Below are 19,348 nucleotides of genomic sequence, written 5' to 3' on the forward strand. Positions count from 1 at the left end.
GATGGTGCAAGCTCGAACATCCATTGATTTAAACGCTGACCTCGGCGAAGGTGGTTTGTATGATGCGCAAATGCTGTCTTTGGTCAGTTCAGCCAATATCGCTTGTGGCGGGCACGCCGGTGACCTGCAAACGATGCGCACCGCCGTATCTATCGCCCAAGAAGCTGGCGTCGCCATCGGAGCGCACCCAAGCTATCCAGATCGAGAAAATTTTGGTCGCAAACTCATGTCCATCCCTGCAGAACAACTTTTACCTGAGTTGAAGCGTCAAGTTGAATCCTTGCAAAATGTAGCCGACTCGCTGGGCCAAAAGCTAAGTCATATCAAGCCACATGGTGCGCTCTACAATCAAGCAGCGTTTGACACTGAACTCGGTGAGCTCGTGATTCGCCTGGTGCAGGAGATCGATCCCAGCCTACATTTAATGGTACTGGCGGCGAGCCCTTTGGCCAGACGTGCGCGTTTGGCTGGCATCAACGTAATTGAAGAAGCCTTCGCCGATCGTGCCTATCGTAGTGATGCGAGCTTAGTACCACGGACCGAACTTGGTGCGGTACTGGAATCACCCGACCTTGCCGTCGCTCAGTGCATCCGCCTCGTACGCGAAGGTCAAATCCTAAGCATAAACAAAGTTCTGGTGCCAGTATCTGCCGATAGTATTTGCGTTCATGGCGATGGTATCGAAGCATTCAATGTGCTCAAACAGGTTCGAGAAGCGATACTCATAATGGGTGTCAGGATCGCACCGCACCATCAACACGATGAATCGACCAAATGAACCCGTTCAAAATCCGGTCACTCCGACCACGAATAACGCACCAAGAAAATATTGAAAGCACTTGAGGAGACACAACATGGATGCGCATATCTTGCTACCCCTGATCGGCATACCCATTATCGTGTTTGGGTTCGCTTTCCGTTTTAATCCACTGCTCGTCGTCATCGCCGCTGGTGTAGTGACAGGTCTAGCAGTCGGCATGGACTTTCTCACGTTGCTCGAAACCTTTGGCGAAAAATTTATGAATAGCCGCCAAATCGCCTCCGTGATTTTGATTTTTCCCGTCATCGCTCTTCTAGAAAGATTCGGTCTAAAAGAGCGCGCTCAGGCCTGGATACGCAGTATTCGCAGCGCCACCACGGGACGTATTTTGATGCTGTATTTGGTGGTACGGCAATTCACGTGTGCACTGGGTCTCACTAGCCTCGGGGGCCACGCACAAACGGTACGCCCATTGCTGGCTCCCATGGCAGAGGGCGCCGCTGCACACCAATACGGCGACCTACCTCAAGACTTACGCGAAAAGATCGCAGCACATGCTGCTGCCGTCGACAATGTCGCGCTCTTCTTTGGCGAAGATATCTTTATCGCATTTGGCGCGGTACTGCTGATGACGAACTTTTTGAAAGAGAATGGCATTACGAATGTTGAACCGCTACATATCGGTTTGTGGGCGATCCCCACGGCGATCTGCGCGCTGACCATTCACCTGTTCCGCTTGGCATTGTTGGACGGGCAAATTGCCAAAGAGATTGTCGTCCATCGTGAGACCAACGCCGCCCCAAAAGAGGTGCAGGCATGAACAGCTTCATCAGCATTGATGTGGTGTTTTACTTGGTCGGCGCGCTGCTGTTATCGGTCGGCGTCATGAACGCCGCCGATGCCAGCAACCCAAAGCGCTGGACTACCGCCCTCTTCTGGTCTCTATTTAGTGTCGGCTTTCTGTTTGCTGACTTGATGCTGTGGGGACTCGGTAAAGCACTTACCTATCGCATCATCGGTGGCATCGTGATGCTGCTAGCCTTATTCGCTGGCTTCAATCTGCTCGGAAGCGGAGGGCAAGTCATTGACCTCAGTGCCGAGAAAAATGAGCACGCCGAACGACTCGGCAATCGCTTGTTTTTACCCGCAGTTTTTATTCCTATTATTACCGTCCTCTTAACCCTATTCGGCAAGAACATCACCGTCGGTCAAATGCCTTTGCTTGACCCAAAGAATCTCACGCTAGCCTGTCTTGCACTGGCTTGCGCTCTGAGCTTGACCTTCGCATGCTGGACCACTAAGGCGCATCCGTTCACGGCCGTACGCGAGGCGAGACGCTTAGTCGACGCAGTTGGATGGGCACTCATCCTCCCCATGATGTTAGCCATGCTCGGCGGCGTGTTCGTGGTCGCCAAAACGGGAGGCTCTATCCAAAGTTTGGTCAGTGCAATGGTCAATCCTGAGAGTCGCACTGCGCTAATCATCATTTATGCGCTTGGTATGGCGATTTTCACCATGATTATGGGGAATGCTTTTGCGGCATTTCCAGTGATGGCAGCAGGGATCGCGCTGCCTTTTCTAATCCTCGGACATGGCGCGAAACCAGCACCTTTACTTGCTCTTGGGATGTTATCTGGTTATTGCGGAACGCTCATGACGCCGATGGCCGCCAATTTCAATATCGTGCCTGCCGCATTGTTAGAACTGAAAGACAAGTACAAGATTATTCGATATCAAATTCCAACCGCGCTTGGCGTGTTAGTCTGCAATATCGTTCTCATGATCTTCATCGTTTAAAAAAAATGCCTATGGCTCGTATTCTCCTCACTGGCTTTGCGCCATTTAACAACGAAACAACGAACCCCTCATGGCAGGCAGTTCGTCAATTTGAAGGTAAACTAAGCAACAACGGAAGCCCCATCTTCGTTGCAGAATTGCCTTGTGAATTTCATCGTGCCACAGAAGAACTAGTCAGCTTAATCGAACGACATCAATGTGACATTGTGCTGTGTGTCGGGCAAGCGGGTGGTCGCGCTGAGATCAGCCTCGAACGCGTCGCTATCAACATGGATGATGCACGCATCCCTGATAATCGAGGTCAACAACCGATTGATCGTCCCATCGAAGCACATGGTCAAGCCGCTTACTTCAGCACTCTCCCAATCAAAGCCATCGTGCATTGCTTGCGCCAATCTGGAATTCCTGCGCATGTTTCGAATACTGCGGGCACCTATGTTTGCAATCACCTGTTTTATGGACTGATGCATTACGCCGCTCGCAACGAACAAATTTGGCGCGCAGGATTTATCCACATTCCTTATTTGCCGGAACAAGCCATTGCGCATCCGGGCGCTCCAAGCATGTCACTCGACACCTTGGTGAGCGCTCTCGATAAAGCCATCGAAACCTGCCTTGAGCAAGGTCAAGATCTGCATTTCGCAGACGGAACACTAAGCTAGTGTTAATTTACATGTAAGTAAAAAAAGTGATGTTTTTTGGAAACTTATTTCCCAAATGAACGTATTTTCCTGTGTCTGCTGCAAAAACTTGTTTAAAATCTTTTGACACACCCGTCGCTGTTTCCCTCGCCACAGAGTGACGCGACGCAGCAGCAAGATTGTAGAAGTAAATCGAAAGCACGCAAGTACCATCGCGACGCCAATGCACGCAGCGGACTTGCTGAACACATCAATTAGGATGGGTAACATGCAAAATGATTTTTTTCGGCGACCAGTTTTTGCGTATGTCACAGGAGGTCTTATCTGCCTCCTTTCTTTCATGCTCGCTTGGCAACAAGCCAGCCTACTCAGTTTTTCCTTGTTCTTTGTGGTCGCCATCGCCACGGTTTTACTCGTAGCTACCTTACTACGCAGTTTCGCTGTACAAGCCAGTCTAGAAGGCGACGATACAAATCTGCAGCGCGATGCAGAACTCGCTCATCGTCTTAGTGAATTATTACAGAACATTCTTCCACTTTGGAATTCACACGTTGAGACCGTCAAAACTCATTCGGAACAGTCGGTTCACCAGCTCATTCTCAGTTTTTCGTCGATGGTTAGTGAATTTGACAAAGCAGGTTTCGGTGGAGTCAGCAATATCGAACTCAACACATCAAAAAATTCAGACGCCACCATCACTCTGCTTCAGCTTTGCAAAAAAGAGTTAGCCCCTGTCATCAACTCGCTCTCGCAAATGATCGACAGCAAAGATGACTTGCTCAACTGTATTCGGGACCTTGCCAAGTCCACTGCAGATATGAATAGCATGGCACACGAAGTCGGCCAAATCGCGGCGCAAACGAACCTACTAGCGATTAATGCAGCAATCGAAGCAGCTCGTGTCGGTATCCAAGGTCGAGGATTTGCCGTAGTTGCAGATGAAGTCAGAAAACTCTCGCACCTCTCTGCAGAAACCGGCAAACGTATGGCGGAAAGGGTCGAGCATATCTCGCAAGTCATGAAGGTTGCACTTTCTGCAGCAGATCGCTCCGCCATTCAAGATAAGAGAGTATTGGAAGTATCTGGAGCGGTCGTACGGGATGTTCTTTCGCACGTTGAGACCATGGGCGATGCGGCCGAAGAAATGCGACACCATGGCAACGTGATTCGCAGTGACATCGAAGACCTCCTAGTAACCTTGCAGTTCCAAGATAGGATTAGTCAAATTTTGCAGGTTGTCATGCGTGACATCGCCAAGCTTCAGAAAACGGCAGCGGAACTCGACCGCGGAACCCTACCAGATACCTCGACTTGGCTCGAAGAGTTACAGAATACCTACACCATGCATGACGAACACCAAAATCATGGCACACGTGGTGCGGCTGCATCCAATAACGAATCTGAAATCACTTTCTTCTAGCACAGCAGAATATCAACACCAGCAACACAAGAGTCACGCATCTTTGCAGCAAGTAAGACTGGCATTCAATCTTTTTGAGGATATTGGAGCTGTTTGTGTTAGAAACGCCCAAAAAACCGCGCATCCTTATCGTTGAAGACGACGAATTGGTCGCGATCTTTATTCAGCTCAAGCTCGAGCTGTTCGGCTACCAGACCATCGGACAAACCGCACGTGGTGAAGATGCGGTCGAGATGGCAACCGAGTTGCGTCCCGACCTAATTCTAATGGATATCCAGCTTGCAGGAGCGATGGATGGCATTACCGCGGCCGAACAAATTCGAGCGCAACTTACGCTCCCAGTAGTCTTCTTAACTGGCAATAAATCGGAATCCGATTTCAAACGTGCTACACAGGCGAATGCCTTTGGCTACATCGTCAAACCCTTTTCCGATCAAGAGCTGCGCGCTGTGATCGAAATGGCGTTGTACAAACATCAGGCAGAGCAGCGTTTACAAATTAGTGACTTAGCGCTCAAGGCGATTTCACAAGGCGTGATCATTACCACACCAGATCAAAAAATTGTCTCGATTAACCAAGCGTTTACCGATCAAACCGGCTATAGCTCAGCCGATATCGTTGGTTTGACCTGCCGGATTTTACAAGGGCCAGCGACCAGCCCGGCGAGTCGCCAAGCGATTCGCGAGGCCATTCAAAACGGACAATCATACTTTGGCGAAATTCTCAATTATCGCAAAGATGAATCGATGTTTTGGAATGAATTGTCGATTACACCGGCCTTCGATGATCAAGGGCAACTCACACATTTCATCGGCATTACACGTGACATCACAGAGCGTAAAAACACACTCGAAGCTCTACAGCAGAGTGCGCATGACCTGTTAGAAGCAGAAAAGTCTTCGCATGTTGGACATTGGGTTTGGGATTCTTTGACCAACCGTATAAGTTGGTCTGAGGAGATGAAGCGTATTTGGCAACGAGACCCATGCGAGTTCGATGGCGATATCATGCAGATGATACAGCACACCGTGGTCCCTGAAGATCAAGCAGCTGTTATCGTCACTTGTAAAGAGGCATTCGAAGATCGCGAACATTACGAGCCTTTTGAATATCGCATCGTGCTTCCCGATGGCAGCATTCGCAATATCTGGGCCAAGACGGGGCGCAAACAACGAGACGCTCGTGGTCACATCAAACGTTTAACGGGAACGGTGCAAGACATCACAGAGCGTAAACGTTCTGAAGAAGAACGGCGGCTCAACCACGCACGTATTGAACAAGCGTTTAGCAATTCACCGATCGGCATGGCCCTGATTGATATCGAGGGCAAAGTCCTACGTGTCAATCGCGTCCTCTGCAACATGTTCGGTTACAGTGAAGACGAACTATTGAAGCAAGATTGGCGCAAATTTACTCATCCCGATGACGTCAACGCGGACAAACAGCAAGCGCAACAGCTTCTTAAAGGCGAAATCGAAAACTACGAGGTTCACAAGCGCTATTACCATAAAGATTCGACTTTAGTTTGGCTACAACTGAACGTCTCTTTAGTGCGAGATGCGTTCGGTGTACCAGTCAACTTTGTCACGCAAGTTCAAGACATCACACAACGCCTCACTAATGAAGCGCAACTTAATCAATTGTCGCAAGCCGTCGAACAAAGTACTGAAGCGATCATCATCACCGATGTGATTGGGAAAATAGAATACGTCAATCAAACCTTCGTCACTAAATCTGGTTACGAAAAAGCCGAGATTATTGGTCGCTATCCGAATATTTTAAATTCCGGAAGAACGCCAAAAGACGTCTTCGCCACGCTCTGGAAAACGATACGCGCCGGTGACACCTGGAAAGGTGAATTGATCAATAAACGGAAAGATGGCAGCCTGTCAGTGGAATATGCCACGATTTCGCCGCTACGCCAAAGTGATGGAACGATCACTCACTTCGTCTCGACCCAAGAAGATATCAATGAAAAGAAAAAGCTGGCGGAAGAGCTTGATAAACATCGCCATCATTTAGAAGAATTAGTCGAAAGTCGTACCCAAGAACTGGCAGTTGCGCGACAACTTGCTGAAGCTGCCAATCGCGCCAAGAGCAACTTCATCGCCAATATGAGTCACGAAATCCGAACACCGATGAATGGTGTACTCGGCATGACCTATTTGGCATTAACAAGCGCCACCGATCCTAAGATTCGCGACTACCTACAGAAAATCCATTTATCAGGTCAACACCTGCTTCATATTGTCGATGACATCCTCGATTTCTCGAAGATCGAAGCAGGAAAGATGACCATTGAAGGCGTTGATTTTAGTCTTGAAGAACTGATGAACAAATTGTTGACGATCATGAACACCAAAGTGGCAGGTCGTCGCCTCAGTTTGTCAGTCAACATCGCGTCCGATGTCCCAATGCACATGCATGGCGATCCACATCGGCTGAGTCAAATCCTCATTAACTACACCAACAATGCCATTAAGTTCACCGAACAAGGTGAAATTAAAGTGCGCGCCAGCAAAGTACAAGACACGCCCAGTGGTTGGTTGGTTCGTTTTGAAGTGGAAGACCCTGGCATCGGTATGACGCCAGAGCAGCAAGCAAAACTCTTTCAATCGTTCGAGCAGGCCGATAGTTCAACCACCCGCAAATATGGCGGCACTGGGCTGGGGCTAGCGATCAGCAAACAACTCGCCATTTTGATGGGGGGCGAAGTCGGGGTGCAAAGTCAGCCTGGTGTGGGCAGTACATTCTGGTTCACCGCGATGCTGGAGCAAAGCAAAGGCCATGTGATTGAGAAAACCGTCACAGGATCTCAACAAAATCCGCTGGCTCGCCTCAAACGTGTTAATCAAACCGATCATCCAGTCAGAGTGCTCCTAGTTGACGATAATGAATTTAATCAACAAGTTGGTACCGAATTACTTGAGTCTTCGAAATGTTTAGTCAGCGTTGCGGGTGATGGACAACAGGCGGTCAACGCCATTTTTGATAATGATTTCGATTGTGTATTGATGGACATTCAAATGCCTATCATGGATGGCTTGGAAGCGACCCGTCGTATCCGTGCCAATCCCAAGTATGCACAATTACCCATCATTGCAATCACCGCCAATGCTATGAATGAGGATCGAATTCATTGCCTGTCCGCTGGCATGAACGATTTTATTCCTAAGCCATTCGCACCTGATATTCTGTATGCCACCATCCTGCGTTGGATTAGTGATCACACCGACGAAATCGTTTTACCCGAAGAGATCAGCGAACAAGCTGAAGTGCCAGTACTGCCTAATCTCTCCATCGATCTGTCCGTGTTAGCTGGTTTAGTCGGTAATGCCCCCGATAAAATCGGAAAATTCGCACTCAAATTTCTCGATTCCGCCCAACGCAGCATGCTGGAAATCAAAGAGGCACGTGCAGCGGATGATCTGGCGGGACTATGCGCACTAGGACATCGATTGAAATCCAGTGCGCGTACGGTTGGCGCTGGTAAGTTCGCCGATCTATGCCACGCTCTGGAGCAATTGAAATCTGGTGGTAGTCTTGAAGATGCAGATCGCATTCTCGAACAGCTGGAACCGATGTTAGGTATCATCGAAAAAGAAATCGCAGCATACCTCAACCCAGTTGATCCCCCAGCAAACGTTATCACCAAAACAGAGCCAAGCAAAGTCGAGACTGAACGCGCCCCTACACCAATCAAACTCAAACCCAACCTGCACGTGGTGGTCTTAGAAGATGATCGCATCGATATGGAAATTGTGTGCACGAGCTTGCGCAAGTTCGGCATTACCCACATTTCGACCTGCACCGATGGCAATCAAGCCTTGGCAGTGGTACGAACTTACGAACCCGATATCATCATCTGCGACCTGAACATGCCAGGCATGGATGGCATTAGTTTCCTGCGTTTTGCCGCCGAACATAATTTCAGTGGCGGCGTCGTCATCCTGAGTTCGGTTGACCGTAGCGTGATGAAGGCGGCTGAGAATCTTGTCAAAGCTTATGGCCTGCAACTTCTTGCCTCGATTCGCAAACCCTTAAACGAAGGTGAGATGCTAGAAGCTTTAGCCAAACAAGCCCCCTCGACTGTTGAACATCATCGCATGTCAAAAGTCGCTGTACTGTCCTTGCAAGAGCTACAAAAAGGTTTTGCCGACGATTGTGTTGAAGTGTTCTACCAACCGAAGATTTCGATTGCAACCAAACGAGTGATCGGCGCCGAATGCCTCGCCCGTTGGCGCCACCCAGTGCGTGGCTTGCTCGGCCCAGCAGCCTTTATCTCCGTGCTTGAGACTCACGGACTGATCGATGTGATGACCAAGGTCATCCTTGAAAAGAGCGCAGCCCAACTCAGGAAGTGGTACAACCTAGGCCATCAATTGAAGTTGGCGGTGAATGTCTCCATGGATAATTTGAATCAACTCAACTTACCGGAAGAATTTGAATCGATTGTACAAGCGGTTGGTGTACGCCCTTCGCAATTCATTCTCGAGTTGACCGAAACTCGCTTGATGGAAAATCTTACCGTCAGTCTAGAAATTTTGACACGCCTGCGCCTGAAGGGCTTTGGCTTATCAATTGATGACTTTGGCACCGGCTTTTCCACCATGGAAAACTTAAAACAATTGCCGTTTACTGAATTGAAGATTGATCGTGCCTTCGTCAATGGTGCAGTCCAAGACGAAGCAGCACGTGCGATTTTGAGCTCAAGTATTCAGCTCGGAAAAATCTTCCATCTTAACTTGGTCGCAGAAGGGGTGGAAACACAACAGGATTGGGACCTGATTGCGGAGTCGGGTTGCGATGAAGTGCAGGGTTACTTCGTTGCGCAGCCGATGCCGCCCGACCAATTCATAGAATGGAAAATCGACTGGGAGAAAAAAATGCGGAGAGAGAATTTACGTTCCACTTCAGGCGAGATGTAAAGTCGTTAATCATTTTTTAAGGATAGGCCGCTATGAGCAATACCAACCCTAAGTACCAAAATCTCAGCGTATTGATTGTTGATGATGATGAATTTCAAGTCGATTTCGTATCCGACTTGCTCAATGATTTGGGTATCTCGCGCGTCATTACTGCCAACGGCGGCAAAGCAGGCCTGAAGGCTTTCGACTCCGCCGGACAAAAGCCTGACCTTCTGCTGTGTGATATCCAAATGCCGGACATTGATGGTTTCGAATTCATGAAAGCCATGGGTGAGCGTAAATTCTACGGTGGAGTGATTCTGATGTCGGGACAAGGCTCGCGCGTCTTATACTCGGCTTCATTGGTGGCACAACTCTCGCGACAAAATTTCCTTGGAAACATAGAAAAACCCGTTAACAAACGAGATATCGCCGAGAAAATCGACCAAATGTTGCAAAATCAATAGAGTGATTACACCAAAATACCGCTTTTTTAGCCCGTAGGCGCCAAACTGCGGGGAAACCTTGCAGCTTTGCCGCCAAAGGCCGTGAAATCTCTTCACATTGTCTTATAATGCCCGCACTTTAACGCGGGCATTTTTTCTTCCTTTTCCTTTTTATTACTTCTGCGACCATGAATATTCTGCTTTGGTTAGTCGTTTTGTATTGGATTATTTCGGTGGGTATCGGCTTGTATGCCGCGAGGTATGTGAACAACTCTAAAGACTTCGCCGTCGCTGGTCGCTCTTTACCGATGTATATCGTCACTGCGACGGTATTCGCAACTTGGTTCGGTTCCGAGACGGTTTTGGGAATTTCTTCAACCTTTGTCAAAGAAGGTTTGAAAGGTGTTGTTGCAGATCCGTTCGGATCATCACTTTGTTTGATCTTTGTCGGTCTCTTTTTTGCCCGCCCGCTCTACAAAATGAATTTGTTGACGATTGGTGATTACTATCGCAACAAATATGGTCGTACCGTCGAGGTCTTGGTTTCCCTTTGTATTGTGGTCTCTTACCTCGGTTGGGTTGCCGCCCAAATCAAAGCATTAGGGCTTGTTTTTAGCGTCGTTTCTGGCGGTGCGATCGACATGAACACCGGTATGTTGATCGGTGCTGGCAGCGTCCTGATCTACACCTTGATGGGTGGCATGTGGTCAGTCGCGATCACTGACTTCTTGCAAATGATCATCATCATGATCGGTATGCTGTACATGGGTTGGGAAGTTTCGGGCATGGTTGGCGGCGCAAGTCATGTCGTAGAGCATGCGGTACAGGCTGGCAAAATGGAGTTCTGGCCGGCCCCTACTTCGCGTGAAGTACTGTGGTTCTTCGCCGCTTGGATCACCATGATGCTGGGTTCGATTCCACAACAAGACGTATTCCAACGCGTCGCTTCCGCCCACTCCGAAAATGCGGCGGCCAACTCTGCGGTCTTAGGTGGTAGCTTGTATTTCGTGTTCGCCTTTATCCCGATGTTCCTAGCTTACTCGGCAACTTTGATCGATCCTAAGATGGTGGAAAGCTTGATCGGCACTGATCCACAAATGATCTTGCCGACGTTGATCATGACAAAAATGCCATTATTGGCGCAAGTTATGTTCTTTGGTGCCTTGTTATCGGCGATCAAGAGCTGCGCTAGTGCAACATTGCTGGCGCCATCGGTGACATTCTCCGAAAACATTTTGAAGCCACTCTTCAAGCATCAAAGTGATCGTCAATTCTTGTTCATGATGCGTATTGTGGTGCTCGTGTTCACGGCGATTGTGACCTTATTTGCCATGAACACTGAGGCAAGTATCTACAAAATGGTCGAAAATGCTTACAAAGTGACTTTAGTTGCCGCTTTCGTTCCGCTCACCTTCGGTTTGTATTGGAAACCAGCAACATCGCAAGGCGCACAATTATCCATCGCGCTTGGACTAATTTCTTGGATTACGCTCGAAGTCGTTGCACCAGAAGGCTACTGGCCACCGCAATTGGTCGGTGTCTTAATGAGCTTGACCGGCATGATCCTCGGTTCATTATTGCCGCAAGTGGTCGGCAAGCACCACAGAAAACATGCATAAAACATCATTTTTCTGAATCAAATACGGGCTTTTGCGGCATCGCACACAAATCTGCAAAAGCCCTTCAAAAACCATTATAATTCAGCGTTTTACAAGCTTTTTACTGGGACTTTTGAAATGCCTATCTACGCGTATCGCTGCGAAGCATGCGGCTTCGCCAAAGATGTTTTGCAAAAAATGTCGGATGACCCGCTAACGGTCTGTCCTGAATGTCAACAAGCCAGTTTTAAGAAACAAGTGACTGCAGCGGGGTTTCAATTAAAGGGCTCCGGTTGGTATGTGACTGATTTCCGTGGTGGTTCAGCGGGCGCGAGCGCAACTGGTGCAACTGGTGGCGCAACGGCAGAAGCCAGTAAACAAACTACCGAAACCACTGCGACGCCAGCCGACTCTGGCTCAAGCAGCGCCGCACCGGTCTCCAGCACCGCGAGCAACGAAACCAAAGCGGCCTGAGTCAAATTGAATGGGAACCATGCGTAAATATTTCATTACAGGCTTGCTGATCTTAGTCCCCTTGGCGATTACTGCCTGGGTGCTGCACGCCGTAATTTCGACCATGGATCAATCGCTACTCTTGCTACCTGCACAGTGGCGCCCAGAAAACCTATTCGGCTTCAAAATTCCAGGCTTGGGTGCTGTGCTGACGGTGTTGATTATTTTCGTCACTGGTTTGCTGACAAAAAATTTTGTTGGTAAATACATTGTCAGCCTCGGCGAAAAAGCGCTACACCACATTCCTATTGTCAGCTCGATTTATTCGAGTGTGAAGCAAGTATCCGACACTTTGTTTTCCTCGTCTGGCAACGCATTCAGTAAGGCCTTATTGATTCAATACCCGCGCGAAGGTTCGTGGACCATCGCATTTTTGACAGGCAAACCAGGTGGCGCAGTCGCTAAGCATCTTGATGGCGAATACTTGAGCGTGTACGTACCAACTACACCCAATCCTACTTCTGGCTATTTTTTGATGATCCCTAAAAAGGATGCCATCGAATTAGATATGAGCGTTGATACGGCGCTCAAATATGTGGTCTCTATGGGTGTAGTAGCACCTGAAATGGCTGCGGAAGCAAAAAAAGCAGACGCTGCCAAACAAAGCAATACGAATAATGTAAATAATTGAAGCCCGGGCGTCACGCACCGGGATTCATCTTCACCCCCCTCCCCCTGCCCCGCCCCAGCCCAAAGAAGCACAGTAGCAACACCGAATTTTTATTATTTAAACTCACACAAACAGGTAAGAAATTATGTCCATGCGTACCAACTACTGCGGCCTTACTACTGAGGACTTATTAGGCCAATCCGTCAGCCTGTGCGGCTGGGTCCATCGTCGCCGTGATCATGGTGGCGTGATCTTCATCGATTTGCGCGACCGTGAAGGTTTGGTGCAAGTCGTTTGTGATCCAGATCGCCCAGAGATGTTCAAAGTCGCGGAATCGGTACGTAATGAATTCTGCTTACGCATTACAGGCGTAGTTCGCAATCGCCCTGATGGCACAATTAACACCAATCTCAAATCGGGCAAGGTCGAAGTCTTGTGCCACGAACTCGAAGTGTTGAACGCATCGGTCACGCCACCATTCCAACTCGATGATGAAAACCTGTCAGAAACAACACGTTTGACTCACCGCGTCTTGGATTTGCGCCGTCCACAAATGCAGAACAATTTGCGTCTGCGTTATAAAGTCGCGATGGAAGTGCGTAAGTTTTTGGATGCGAACGGCTTTATCGATATCGAAACACCGATGTTGACCAAATCCACTCCAGAGGGCGCACGTGATTACTTGGTGCCATCGCGCGTTAATGCTGGCAACTTCTTTGCTTTGCCACAGTCTCCACAATTGTTTAAGCAATTGTTGATGGTGGCGAACTTCGATCGTTACTACCAAATCACCAAGTGCTTCCGTGACGAAGATTTGCGCGCTGATCGTCAACCAGAATTTACCCAGATCGACTGCGAAACTTCTTTCATGTCCGAACAAGAAATTCGCGATATGTTCGAAGGCATGATCCGCGGCGTCTTCAAAAACACGTTGAACATCGATTTGCCTAACCCATTCCCAGTAATGGATTTCGCCGAAGCGATGGGTCTCTACGGCTCCGATAAACCTGATATGCGCGTCAAACTGCAATTTACAGAATTGACCGATGTCATGAAGGACGTTGACTTCAAAGTCTTCTCGAATGCAGCAAATATGCCAAATGGCCGCGTGGTTGGTTTGTTGATCCCAGGTGGTGGTAGCATGCCGCGCTCTGAGATCGACGCTTACGACCAATTCGTACGTATCTATGGCGCAAAAGGTTTGGCGTATATCAAAGTCAACGATAAAGCAGCTGGTCGTGACGGCTTACAAGCGCCTATCGTCAAGAACTTGCACGACGCAGCATTGGCGCAAATCTTGGAACGCACTGGCGCTAAAGACGGCGACTTGATTTTCTTCGGTGCCGACAAAGCTAAAATCGTTAACGATGCGATCGGTGCCTTGCGCGTGAAAGTTGGCCACAGCGAATTCGGCAAAGCCAATGGCTTGTTCGAAGACGTCTGGAAACCATTGTGGGTGATCGACTTCCCAATGTTCGAACACGATGAAGAGAATAATCGTTGGACTGCGGTTCACCATCCATTTACAGCACCAAAAGATGGTCACGAAGACCTGATGGAAAGTGATCCAGGTAAGTGTATCGCCAAGGCCTATGATATGGTCTTGAACGGTTGGGAACTCGGCGGTGGTTCAGTACGTATCCACCGTGCTGATGTACAGAGCAAAGTTTTCCGTGCCTTGAATATAGGTGCAGAAGAAGCGCAATTGAAATTCGGCTTCTTGCTCGACGCGTTGCAATACGGCGCGCCTCCACACGGTGGTTTGGCTTTCGGTTTAGATCGTATCGTGACCATGATGACTGGTGCAGAATCGATTCGTGACGTGATCGCTTTCCCGAAAACACAACGTGCACAATGTTTGTTGACACAAGCACCTTCTGAAGTCGATGAAAAGCAATTGAAAGAATTGCATATTCGTTTGCGTGCGACAGAGGCTAAAGTCGTATAAACCTTGTTCTAGCACTCAATAAAAATGGCAGACTTCGGTCTGCCATTTTTTATGTTTAACTTAATTTACTTGGGGAATTTACTCATTGATTTCCACTGGTTTTAAAGCAGCTCGGATAAGGTGCTCCTTCGCCTTCTTTTTCTGGGCAAATCATAAATGGCCCCAACTTCGTAATGCGCTGCTTCCACATTTCCAAATCAGGAACAAGCGCTGTGGCACTTGGCGCCCCGCGTTCAGACCATTGCAATACATAATAATTCCGATCACCACGAATAACCAGCACCAAAGTTGTCTCACTGGTAGCTGCTTTCGATTGGGTCATCGTATGTGTCCCACATGACGTAAGCATCGCATAAACCTCATGACCCGAGTTAATTTTACCGGTGCTCAAACCTCTTGCAAAAAAGCTGCTTGGACATGCTTGTTTAAAGCTTTCTGCAACCGCAACAACTTTTTCACGGGAAAACTGGGGCTCTTCTTTACTCGTGAGTTTGATTCCCATCAAAAGTACTCGCTGTGTCCACGAAGCGTTCTCGTCTGTATTTAAAATCATCGAGCGTATGAATGTATCCGAGCGAGTTTGAGTACCTTGTTCACGGAATTGGGGTAATAAACTCATCGCGAACAACTCACCGAAAATCGGTGTAACCGCCGTCGCCTTTTCGATCGACTTTGCACGACCGAATCGAGAACAAACGCTATCGTTCACCCCATCAGCACAGAGACGTGTCGATTTGAGATTTCGCAGCCACGTTTCCATCTTCTCCGGTTCAGGGGGAAATCTAAAGATCTTTTGGATCACATAGATCGCCTCCTTACCGCGAATTACTTTTACGGCTGCTACTTCGTTCTTTTGCGTTTTGCTGGTAGTTTCGCAAGTCTGTATCCAAACTGTGGTTTCAAAACCGAATTCAAGTGCCTCATTGACCGGCAAACTTTCGTAATTCGAACATACTGCTTTTTGCATAGCCTGCAAATTGGCGCGATACACTATCGCGGAAAAATTCAATCCACGGAACGTTTGTACCGACAGCATTTCGGTCCAGTCGGAAAGCGACTCTGTCTTTGGTATATATTCTTGCAGCATCACGTTGCCTTTCTGCGTGTTGGTCGCGGATTTGTAGCTTTCGGGGACATTCAGCAACAAATTCTCTGCAGCTAACTGCGCCGCTGCACTACCGGCAAATGCAAAAACCGTAATCAAAAAAAGGAAAGCACGCACATCAATTCCGATCAAAAAAATAAACCGAATCCAAATAAATAAGTTGAACAGGAAAATGAAGATCAACAGTTCTTCCTACACTCAATACACCCAGATACAATTAGCGATTAACTTGCATACTAAGTTGAGGCTCTGCAAGGTTTCTGCTCAATTTTAATCGCTTATCCTAACTAAAGATACTGAAGTGCCCTATAAAATCCCCGAATCAGTCCTCGTCGTTATATACACTCCAGAGCGTGATGTCCTCCTCTTGGAGCGCGCAGATCGCCCCGGCTTTTGGCAATCGGTCACCGGTTCCAAAGATAGTGTAGAAGAGGACTTACGCAGCACCGCAGTCCGTGAGGTACACGAAGAAACAGGTATCGATGCATCGACTTTCGATTTATTCGACTGGCAGCTCGCCAATATTTACGAAATTTATCCAGTTTGGCGTCATCGATATGCGCCCGGTGTGACGCACAACAAAGAACATGTCTTTGGACTTTGTGTACCCACCAGAATTTCCGTTACACTAGCCCCACGTGAACACACTCAGTACCAATGGCTGCCATTCGCTGAAGCCGCCGATCGCTGTTTTTCGCCATCCAACGCGGAAGCCATCTTGCAGCTTCCACAGAGGCACATACTGAGTAAGAACTAATCGACGACGGGGGTGTGCCTGCCCCCCCGAAACTAAGCGAGAAGCACTCTATGAAGCTACGCATCGCGACCTACAATATTCACAAAGGTGTGACTGCCTTTGGTCGCAAAACGCGTATCCACGAATTACGAGAAGCCATCAAATCACTCGATGCTGATATCGTTTTTTTACAAGAAGTGCAAGGACAACATGATCATCATGCGGCCAAACACGAGAGTTGGCCGAGCGAAGCGCAACACCAATTTCTTGCAGGCGATACGCACCACAGCGTGTATGGCATGAACGCCGTCTATGAGCATGGCCATCATGGTAATGCCTTACTCAGCAAATTGCCGATCAAGACTTGGCATAACGAGGACGTTTCCGATCATGCCTACGAGCAGCGCGGCATCCTCCATGTGGTCGTTGAAATCGACAAAATCGAAGTGCACTGCTTTGTTGTCCATCTCGGACTATTTGCCGCAAGTCGTCGCCGACAAATTCAAAGTCTAATCCAGCAAGTACAGGAAAAAGTGCCGGCCAAAGCGCCCTTGATCATTGCTGGAGACTTCAATGATTGGAGCCAGCGCCTCAGCCATACGCTCTACAAAGAGCTCAATGTCATTGAAGCCTTCGAACAAACCAATAAGTCTGTCAACGATGGGCGCCTTCGGGCAGGCCTGCGACAAGCTTTACGCCCACTCAACCCACATCAACATGCGCGAACCTTTCCCGCTGGTTTACCCTGCTTAAGCTTGGATCGTATCTACTTACGCGGCTTTAAGCTTGAATGCGCCGATGTCATGCGGGGTGAACCATGGTCCAAATTATCTGATCACGTGCCTTTGATTGTAGAATTAAGTGTTGATCACTTTGAACTACTTCCTTAAATTTTTCTGATGCTCTGCTTTTTCAGCATTTTCTTCAGCATTTGAAAAACTATCATCCAGCATGGCCAAAATCCTGTACGAAAGCGGTAATCATCTCGAGTTGCTCCATACGGGCGAGGCCTTCTTTCCTGCCTTGCTTGCGGCTATTGCCGACGCCAAGCAAGAGATTTTTCTGGAAACCTATATCTTTGCGGGCGATGATACGGCGCGCGAAGTGGCCGCCGCACTGATGAACGCCGCAGCACGCGGTGTTCGCGTTCAGGTCATCATGGATTGGGTCGGCACGAGCGATGAACAATGCAGTGCATGGGAACGCGAATTTCAACAAAACGGTGTGAGCTGTCGGATTTTCAATGCCTGGTTTCGTCGAGGCCTGCCCCGCACTCACCGCAAGCTGTGTGTGCTTGATCGGGAGGTCGCGTTTATCGGTGGTATTAACTTAATTGACGACTTCGTGACCGATCATGGTGAGCCTCGCAGCCTGGCCTATCCGCGCTGGGATTTTGCGGTCAAAGTTCAAGGACCGTGCGTTCTCAGCATACACAAAGAGATTACTGCCCAATGGCATAAGCTCGGCAAGATGGCCTTTCTTAATCGCCTCTTGTTAGCGCGAGAACTCAGACGCCTGCCCAAGGTTCAAAATCAGCAAGGGCACAATGCGGCGATCGTATTTCGCGATAATTTACGCCATCGTTTCAGTATTCAGCGGGCCTATTTACGAGCACTCGGCAAAGCAAAAAATACTGCCTACTTTGCCAACCCCTATTTTGCCCCAGGACGGCGCTTACGAAATGGCTTGATCAATGCAGCCAACCGCGGTGTCGATGTACGACTCTTATTGGGTGTGGGTGAATTTGAATTACAAGACTTGGTGGCACAATCTTACTACCCTCGATTACTGAAATACGGCGTCAAAATTTACGAATATCATCGAACCCATATGCATGCCAAGATTGCCGTCATTGATGGGCACTGGAGCACCGTAGGATCAAGTAATTTTGATGGTCTTAGCTTATTTCTGAATCATGAGGCGAATATACTGATTCAAGATGAACGCTTTAGCAGAGAATTAGAAGGACATATGCAACAAGCCTTCAGCGATGCGGTTCAGATCGAAATCGGTATGATTGAGAAACAAGCTTGGCATCAACGCCTTAAACATCGCGTTGCTTATGCCTTCTATCGTTGGGCCTTAAGACTCGCCACTTTGGGGCAATACCGCTAATCTTCTGAACTACTGAAGCATAGCCGCGCACAAGCGAGCAACCCATCCTTTTTTATTTATTGAACAATACTTATGAAACACCAGACCGACACCCCCGTTCGTATCGACAAATGGCTATGGGCAGCGCGTTTTTTCAAAACGCGTAGTTTGGCGACCAAGGCAATCGAATTGGGACGAGTACTTCAAAATGAGCAAAGGGTGAAGCCCGCTCACATGGTTAAATTAAATGATGTTCTTGAAATTCATCATGGGGAACAAGTCTCAACGGTGATCGTCAAGGGTCTCAGTGAAGTACGTGGCCCAGCTCCTGTGGCACAACAGTTGTATGAAGAGACCGCGGCAAGTCAACAAAAGCGGCAGCAACGCGCCGAAAATCGACGTCTCTTTGTCGAACCCAGCGTCCACATCAGTAGTCGCCCGACCAAAAAACAGCGCCGCGCACTCGATCATCTCAACTTCGATTGAAGTCTAAGACTTTTCGTTTCTTTGTTTTCACTTCGCCCTCACCCTATTCAATATGTTAACGAATTGCAACTAGACTGATTTGTTCCGTTTACTTTCGCAAGAATCGGTATATATTGTCTCAATGAAATTTTTGTAAGCAAATCGCTGGCGGCTTCCATCTCTGTTTTCAATGTTACTGAGAGTACTCTGGGTCAACCAGAACGTGCATGGCTTTTCTGTCCTCATAGAAAAGAAAGTATCGCCATTTGAAAACAAGATCGTAGGCTAAGGCGGGAAATCGGTTTTTT

Annotated in this window: 16 protein-coding genes; 15 read left to right on the forward strand and 1 reads right to left on the reverse strand. The window is 48.4% G+C overall.

What is annotated here, in order from left to right:
• Position 1 precedes the first annotated feature (1 nt).
• The 11 genes from pxpA to aspS all read left to right on the forward strand — a co-directional run bounded on the left by pxpA (position 2) and on the right by aspS (position 14,640).
• Positions 2–778 (forward strand): 5-oxoprolinase subunit PxpA, encoded by a 777-nt coding sequence (gene pxpA, locus RF679_RS15255; protein WP_309481482.1) that lies wholly within the window; start codon positions 2–4, stop codon positions 776–778.
• 76 nt (positions 779–854) lie between these two features.
• The gene (locus RF679_RS15260) at positions 855–1,580 is read left to right on the forward strand and encodes a DUF969 domain-containing protein (protein WP_309481483.1); all 726 of its coding nucleotides are present in this window, start codon (positions 855–857) and stop codon (positions 1,578–1,580) included.
• Positions 1,577–2,557 (forward strand): DUF979 domain-containing protein, encoded by a 981-nt coding sequence (locus RF679_RS15265; RefSeq protein WP_309481484.1) that lies wholly within the window; start codon positions 1,577–1,579, stop codon positions 2,555–2,557. Before RF679_RS15260 ends, RF679_RS15265 begins: the two co-directional genes overlap by 4 nt.
• Positions 2,558–2,568: 11 nt before the next feature.
• A complete protein-coding gene (gene pcp, locus RF679_RS15270; RefSeq protein ID WP_309481485.1) occupies positions 2,569–3,219 on the forward strand; it encodes a pyroglutamyl-peptidase I in 651 nt (216 codons plus the stop codon).
• A 247-nt stretch (positions 3,220–3,466) separates the two neighbouring features.
• Complete coding sequence (locus RF679_RS15275) at positions 3,467–4,618, forward strand: methyl-accepting chemotaxis protein (protein ID WP_309481486.1); 1,152 nt, start codon at positions 3,467–3,469, stop codon at positions 4,616–4,618.
• A 95-nt stretch (positions 4,619–4,713) separates the two neighbouring features.
• Entirely contained in the window at positions 4,714–9,546 is a 4,833-nt protein-coding gene (locus tag RF679_RS15280; RefSeq protein WP_309481487.1) for a response regulator, read from the forward strand.
• A 32-nt stretch (positions 9,547–9,578) separates the two neighbouring features.
• The gene (locus RF679_RS15285) at positions 9,579–9,992 is read left to right on the forward strand and encodes a response regulator (protein WP_309481488.1); all 414 of its coding nucleotides are present in this window, start codon (positions 9,579–9,581) and stop codon (positions 9,990–9,992) included.
• Positions 9,993–10,159: 167 nt separating this feature from the next.
• Positions 10,160–11,590, forward strand: coding sequence for a high affinity choline transporter 1 (locus RF679_RS15290; protein WP_309481489.1), 1,431 nt, complete (start codon positions 10,160–10,162; stop codon positions 11,588–11,590).
• Positions 11,591–11,707: 117 nt separating this feature from the next.
• Positions 11,708–12,043, forward strand: a complete 336-nt coding sequence (locus tag RF679_RS15295; protein ID WP_309481490.1) for an FmdB family zinc ribbon protein — start codon at positions 11,708–11,710, stop codon at positions 12,041–12,043.
• Between the two features lie 19 nt (positions 12,044–12,062).
• Positions 12,063–12,713, forward strand: coding sequence for a DUF502 domain-containing protein (locus RF679_RS15300; protein WP_309481491.1), 651 nt, complete (start codon positions 12,063–12,065; stop codon positions 12,711–12,713).
• Between the two features lie 124 nt (positions 12,714–12,837).
• Entirely contained in the window at positions 12,838–14,640 is a 1,803-nt protein-coding gene (aspS, locus tag RF679_RS15305) for an aspartate--tRNA ligase (RefSeq protein ID WP_309481492.1), read from the forward strand.
• A gap of 82 nt (positions 14,641–14,722) precedes the next feature.
• On the opposite strand, the gene RF679_RS15310 is transcribed toward aspS, so the two are convergent.
• The gene (locus RF679_RS15310) at positions 14,723–15,787 is read right to left on the reverse strand and encodes a hypothetical protein (RefSeq protein ID WP_309481493.1); all 1,065 of its coding nucleotides are present in this window, start codon (positions 15,785–15,787) and stop codon (positions 14,723–14,725) included.
• 259 nt (positions 15,788–16,046) lie between these two features.
• Here RF679_RS15310 and nudB point away from each other — a divergent pair, with 259 nt between their 5' ends.
• The 4 genes from nudB to RF679_RS15330 all read left to right on the forward strand — a co-directional run bounded on the left by nudB (position 16,047) and on the right by RF679_RS15330 (position 19,061).
• On the forward strand, positions 16,047–16,502 hold the full coding sequence (gene nudB / locus RF679_RS15315) for a dihydroneopterin triphosphate diphosphatase (RefSeq protein WP_309481494.1): 456 nt from the start codon (positions 16,047–16,049) through the stop codon (positions 16,500–16,502).
• A 50-nt stretch (positions 16,503–16,552) separates the two neighbouring features.
• Complete coding sequence (locus RF679_RS15320; protein WP_309481495.1) at positions 16,553–17,371, forward strand: endonuclease/exonuclease/phosphatase family protein; 819 nt, start codon at positions 16,553–16,555, stop codon at positions 17,369–17,371.
• 61 nt (positions 17,372–17,432) lie between these two features.
• Complete coding sequence (gene clsB / locus RF679_RS15325) at positions 17,433–18,596, forward strand: cardiolipin synthase ClsB (RefSeq protein WP_309481496.1); 1,164 nt, start codon at positions 17,433–17,435, stop codon at positions 18,594–18,596.
• Between the two features lie 72 nt (positions 18,597–18,668).
• The gene (locus RF679_RS15330; protein WP_309481497.1) at positions 18,669–19,061 is read left to right on the forward strand and encodes an RNA-binding S4 domain-containing protein; all 393 of its coding nucleotides are present in this window, start codon (positions 18,669–18,671) and stop codon (positions 19,059–19,061) included.
• Positions 19,062–19,348 lie beyond the last annotated feature (287 nt).

Source organism: Undibacterium cyanobacteriorum, assembly GCF_031326225.1.
GTDB classification, from domain to species: domain Bacteria; phylum Pseudomonadota; class Gammaproteobacteria; order Burkholderiales; family Burkholderiaceae_D; genus Undibacterium; species Undibacterium cyanobacteriorum.

Bases quoted from the DNA above. Each gene is read 5' to 3' on its own strand.
- pxpA (WP_309481482.1), top strand. From the start codon at position 2: ATGGTGCAAGCTCGAACATCCATTGATTTAAACGCTGACCTCGGCGAA.
- RF679_RS15275 (WP_309481486.1), top strand. From the start codon at position 3,467: ATGCAAAATGATTTTTTTCGGCGACCAGTTTTTGCGTATGTCACAGGA.
- RF679_RS15300 (WP_309481491.1), top strand. From the start codon at position 12,063: ATGCGTAAATATTTCATTACAGGCTTGCTGATCTTAGTCCCCTTGGCG.
- RF679_RS15260 (WP_309481483.1), top strand. From the start codon at position 855: ATGGATGCGCATATCTTGCTACCCCTGATCGGCATACCCATTATCGTG.
- RF679_RS15290 (WP_309481489.1), top strand. From the start codon at position 10,160: ATGAATATTCTGCTTTGGTTAGTCGTTTTGTATTGGATTATTTCGGTG.
- pcp (WP_309481485.1), top strand. From the start codon at position 2,569: ATGGCTCGTATTCTCCTCACTGGCTTTGCGCCATTTAACAACGAAACA.
- aspS (WP_309481492.1), top strand. From the start codon at position 12,838: ATGTCCATGCGTACCAACTACTGCGGCCTTACTACTGAGGACTTATTA.
- RF679_RS15285 (WP_309481488.1), top strand. From the start codon at position 9,579: ATGAGCAATACCAACCCTAAGTACCAAAATCTCAGCGTATTGATTGTT.
- RF679_RS15330 (WP_309481497.1), top strand. From the start codon at position 18,669: ATGAAACACCAGACCGACACCCCCGTTCGTATCGACAAATGGCTATGG.
- RF679_RS15320 (WP_309481495.1), top strand. From the start codon at position 16,553: ATGAAGCTACGCATCGCGACCTACAATATTCACAAAGGTGTGACTGCC.
- RF679_RS15295 (WP_309481490.1), top strand. From the start codon at position 11,708: ATGCCTATCTACGCGTATCGCTGCGAAGCATGCGGCTTCGCCAAAGAT.
- clsB (WP_309481496.1), top strand. From the start codon at position 17,433: ATGGCCAAAATCCTGTACGAAAGCGGTAATCATCTCGAGTTGCTCCAT.
- RF679_RS15265 (WP_309481484.1), top strand. From the start codon at position 1,577: ATGAACAGCTTCATCAGCATTGATGTGGTGTTTTACTTGGTCGGCGCG.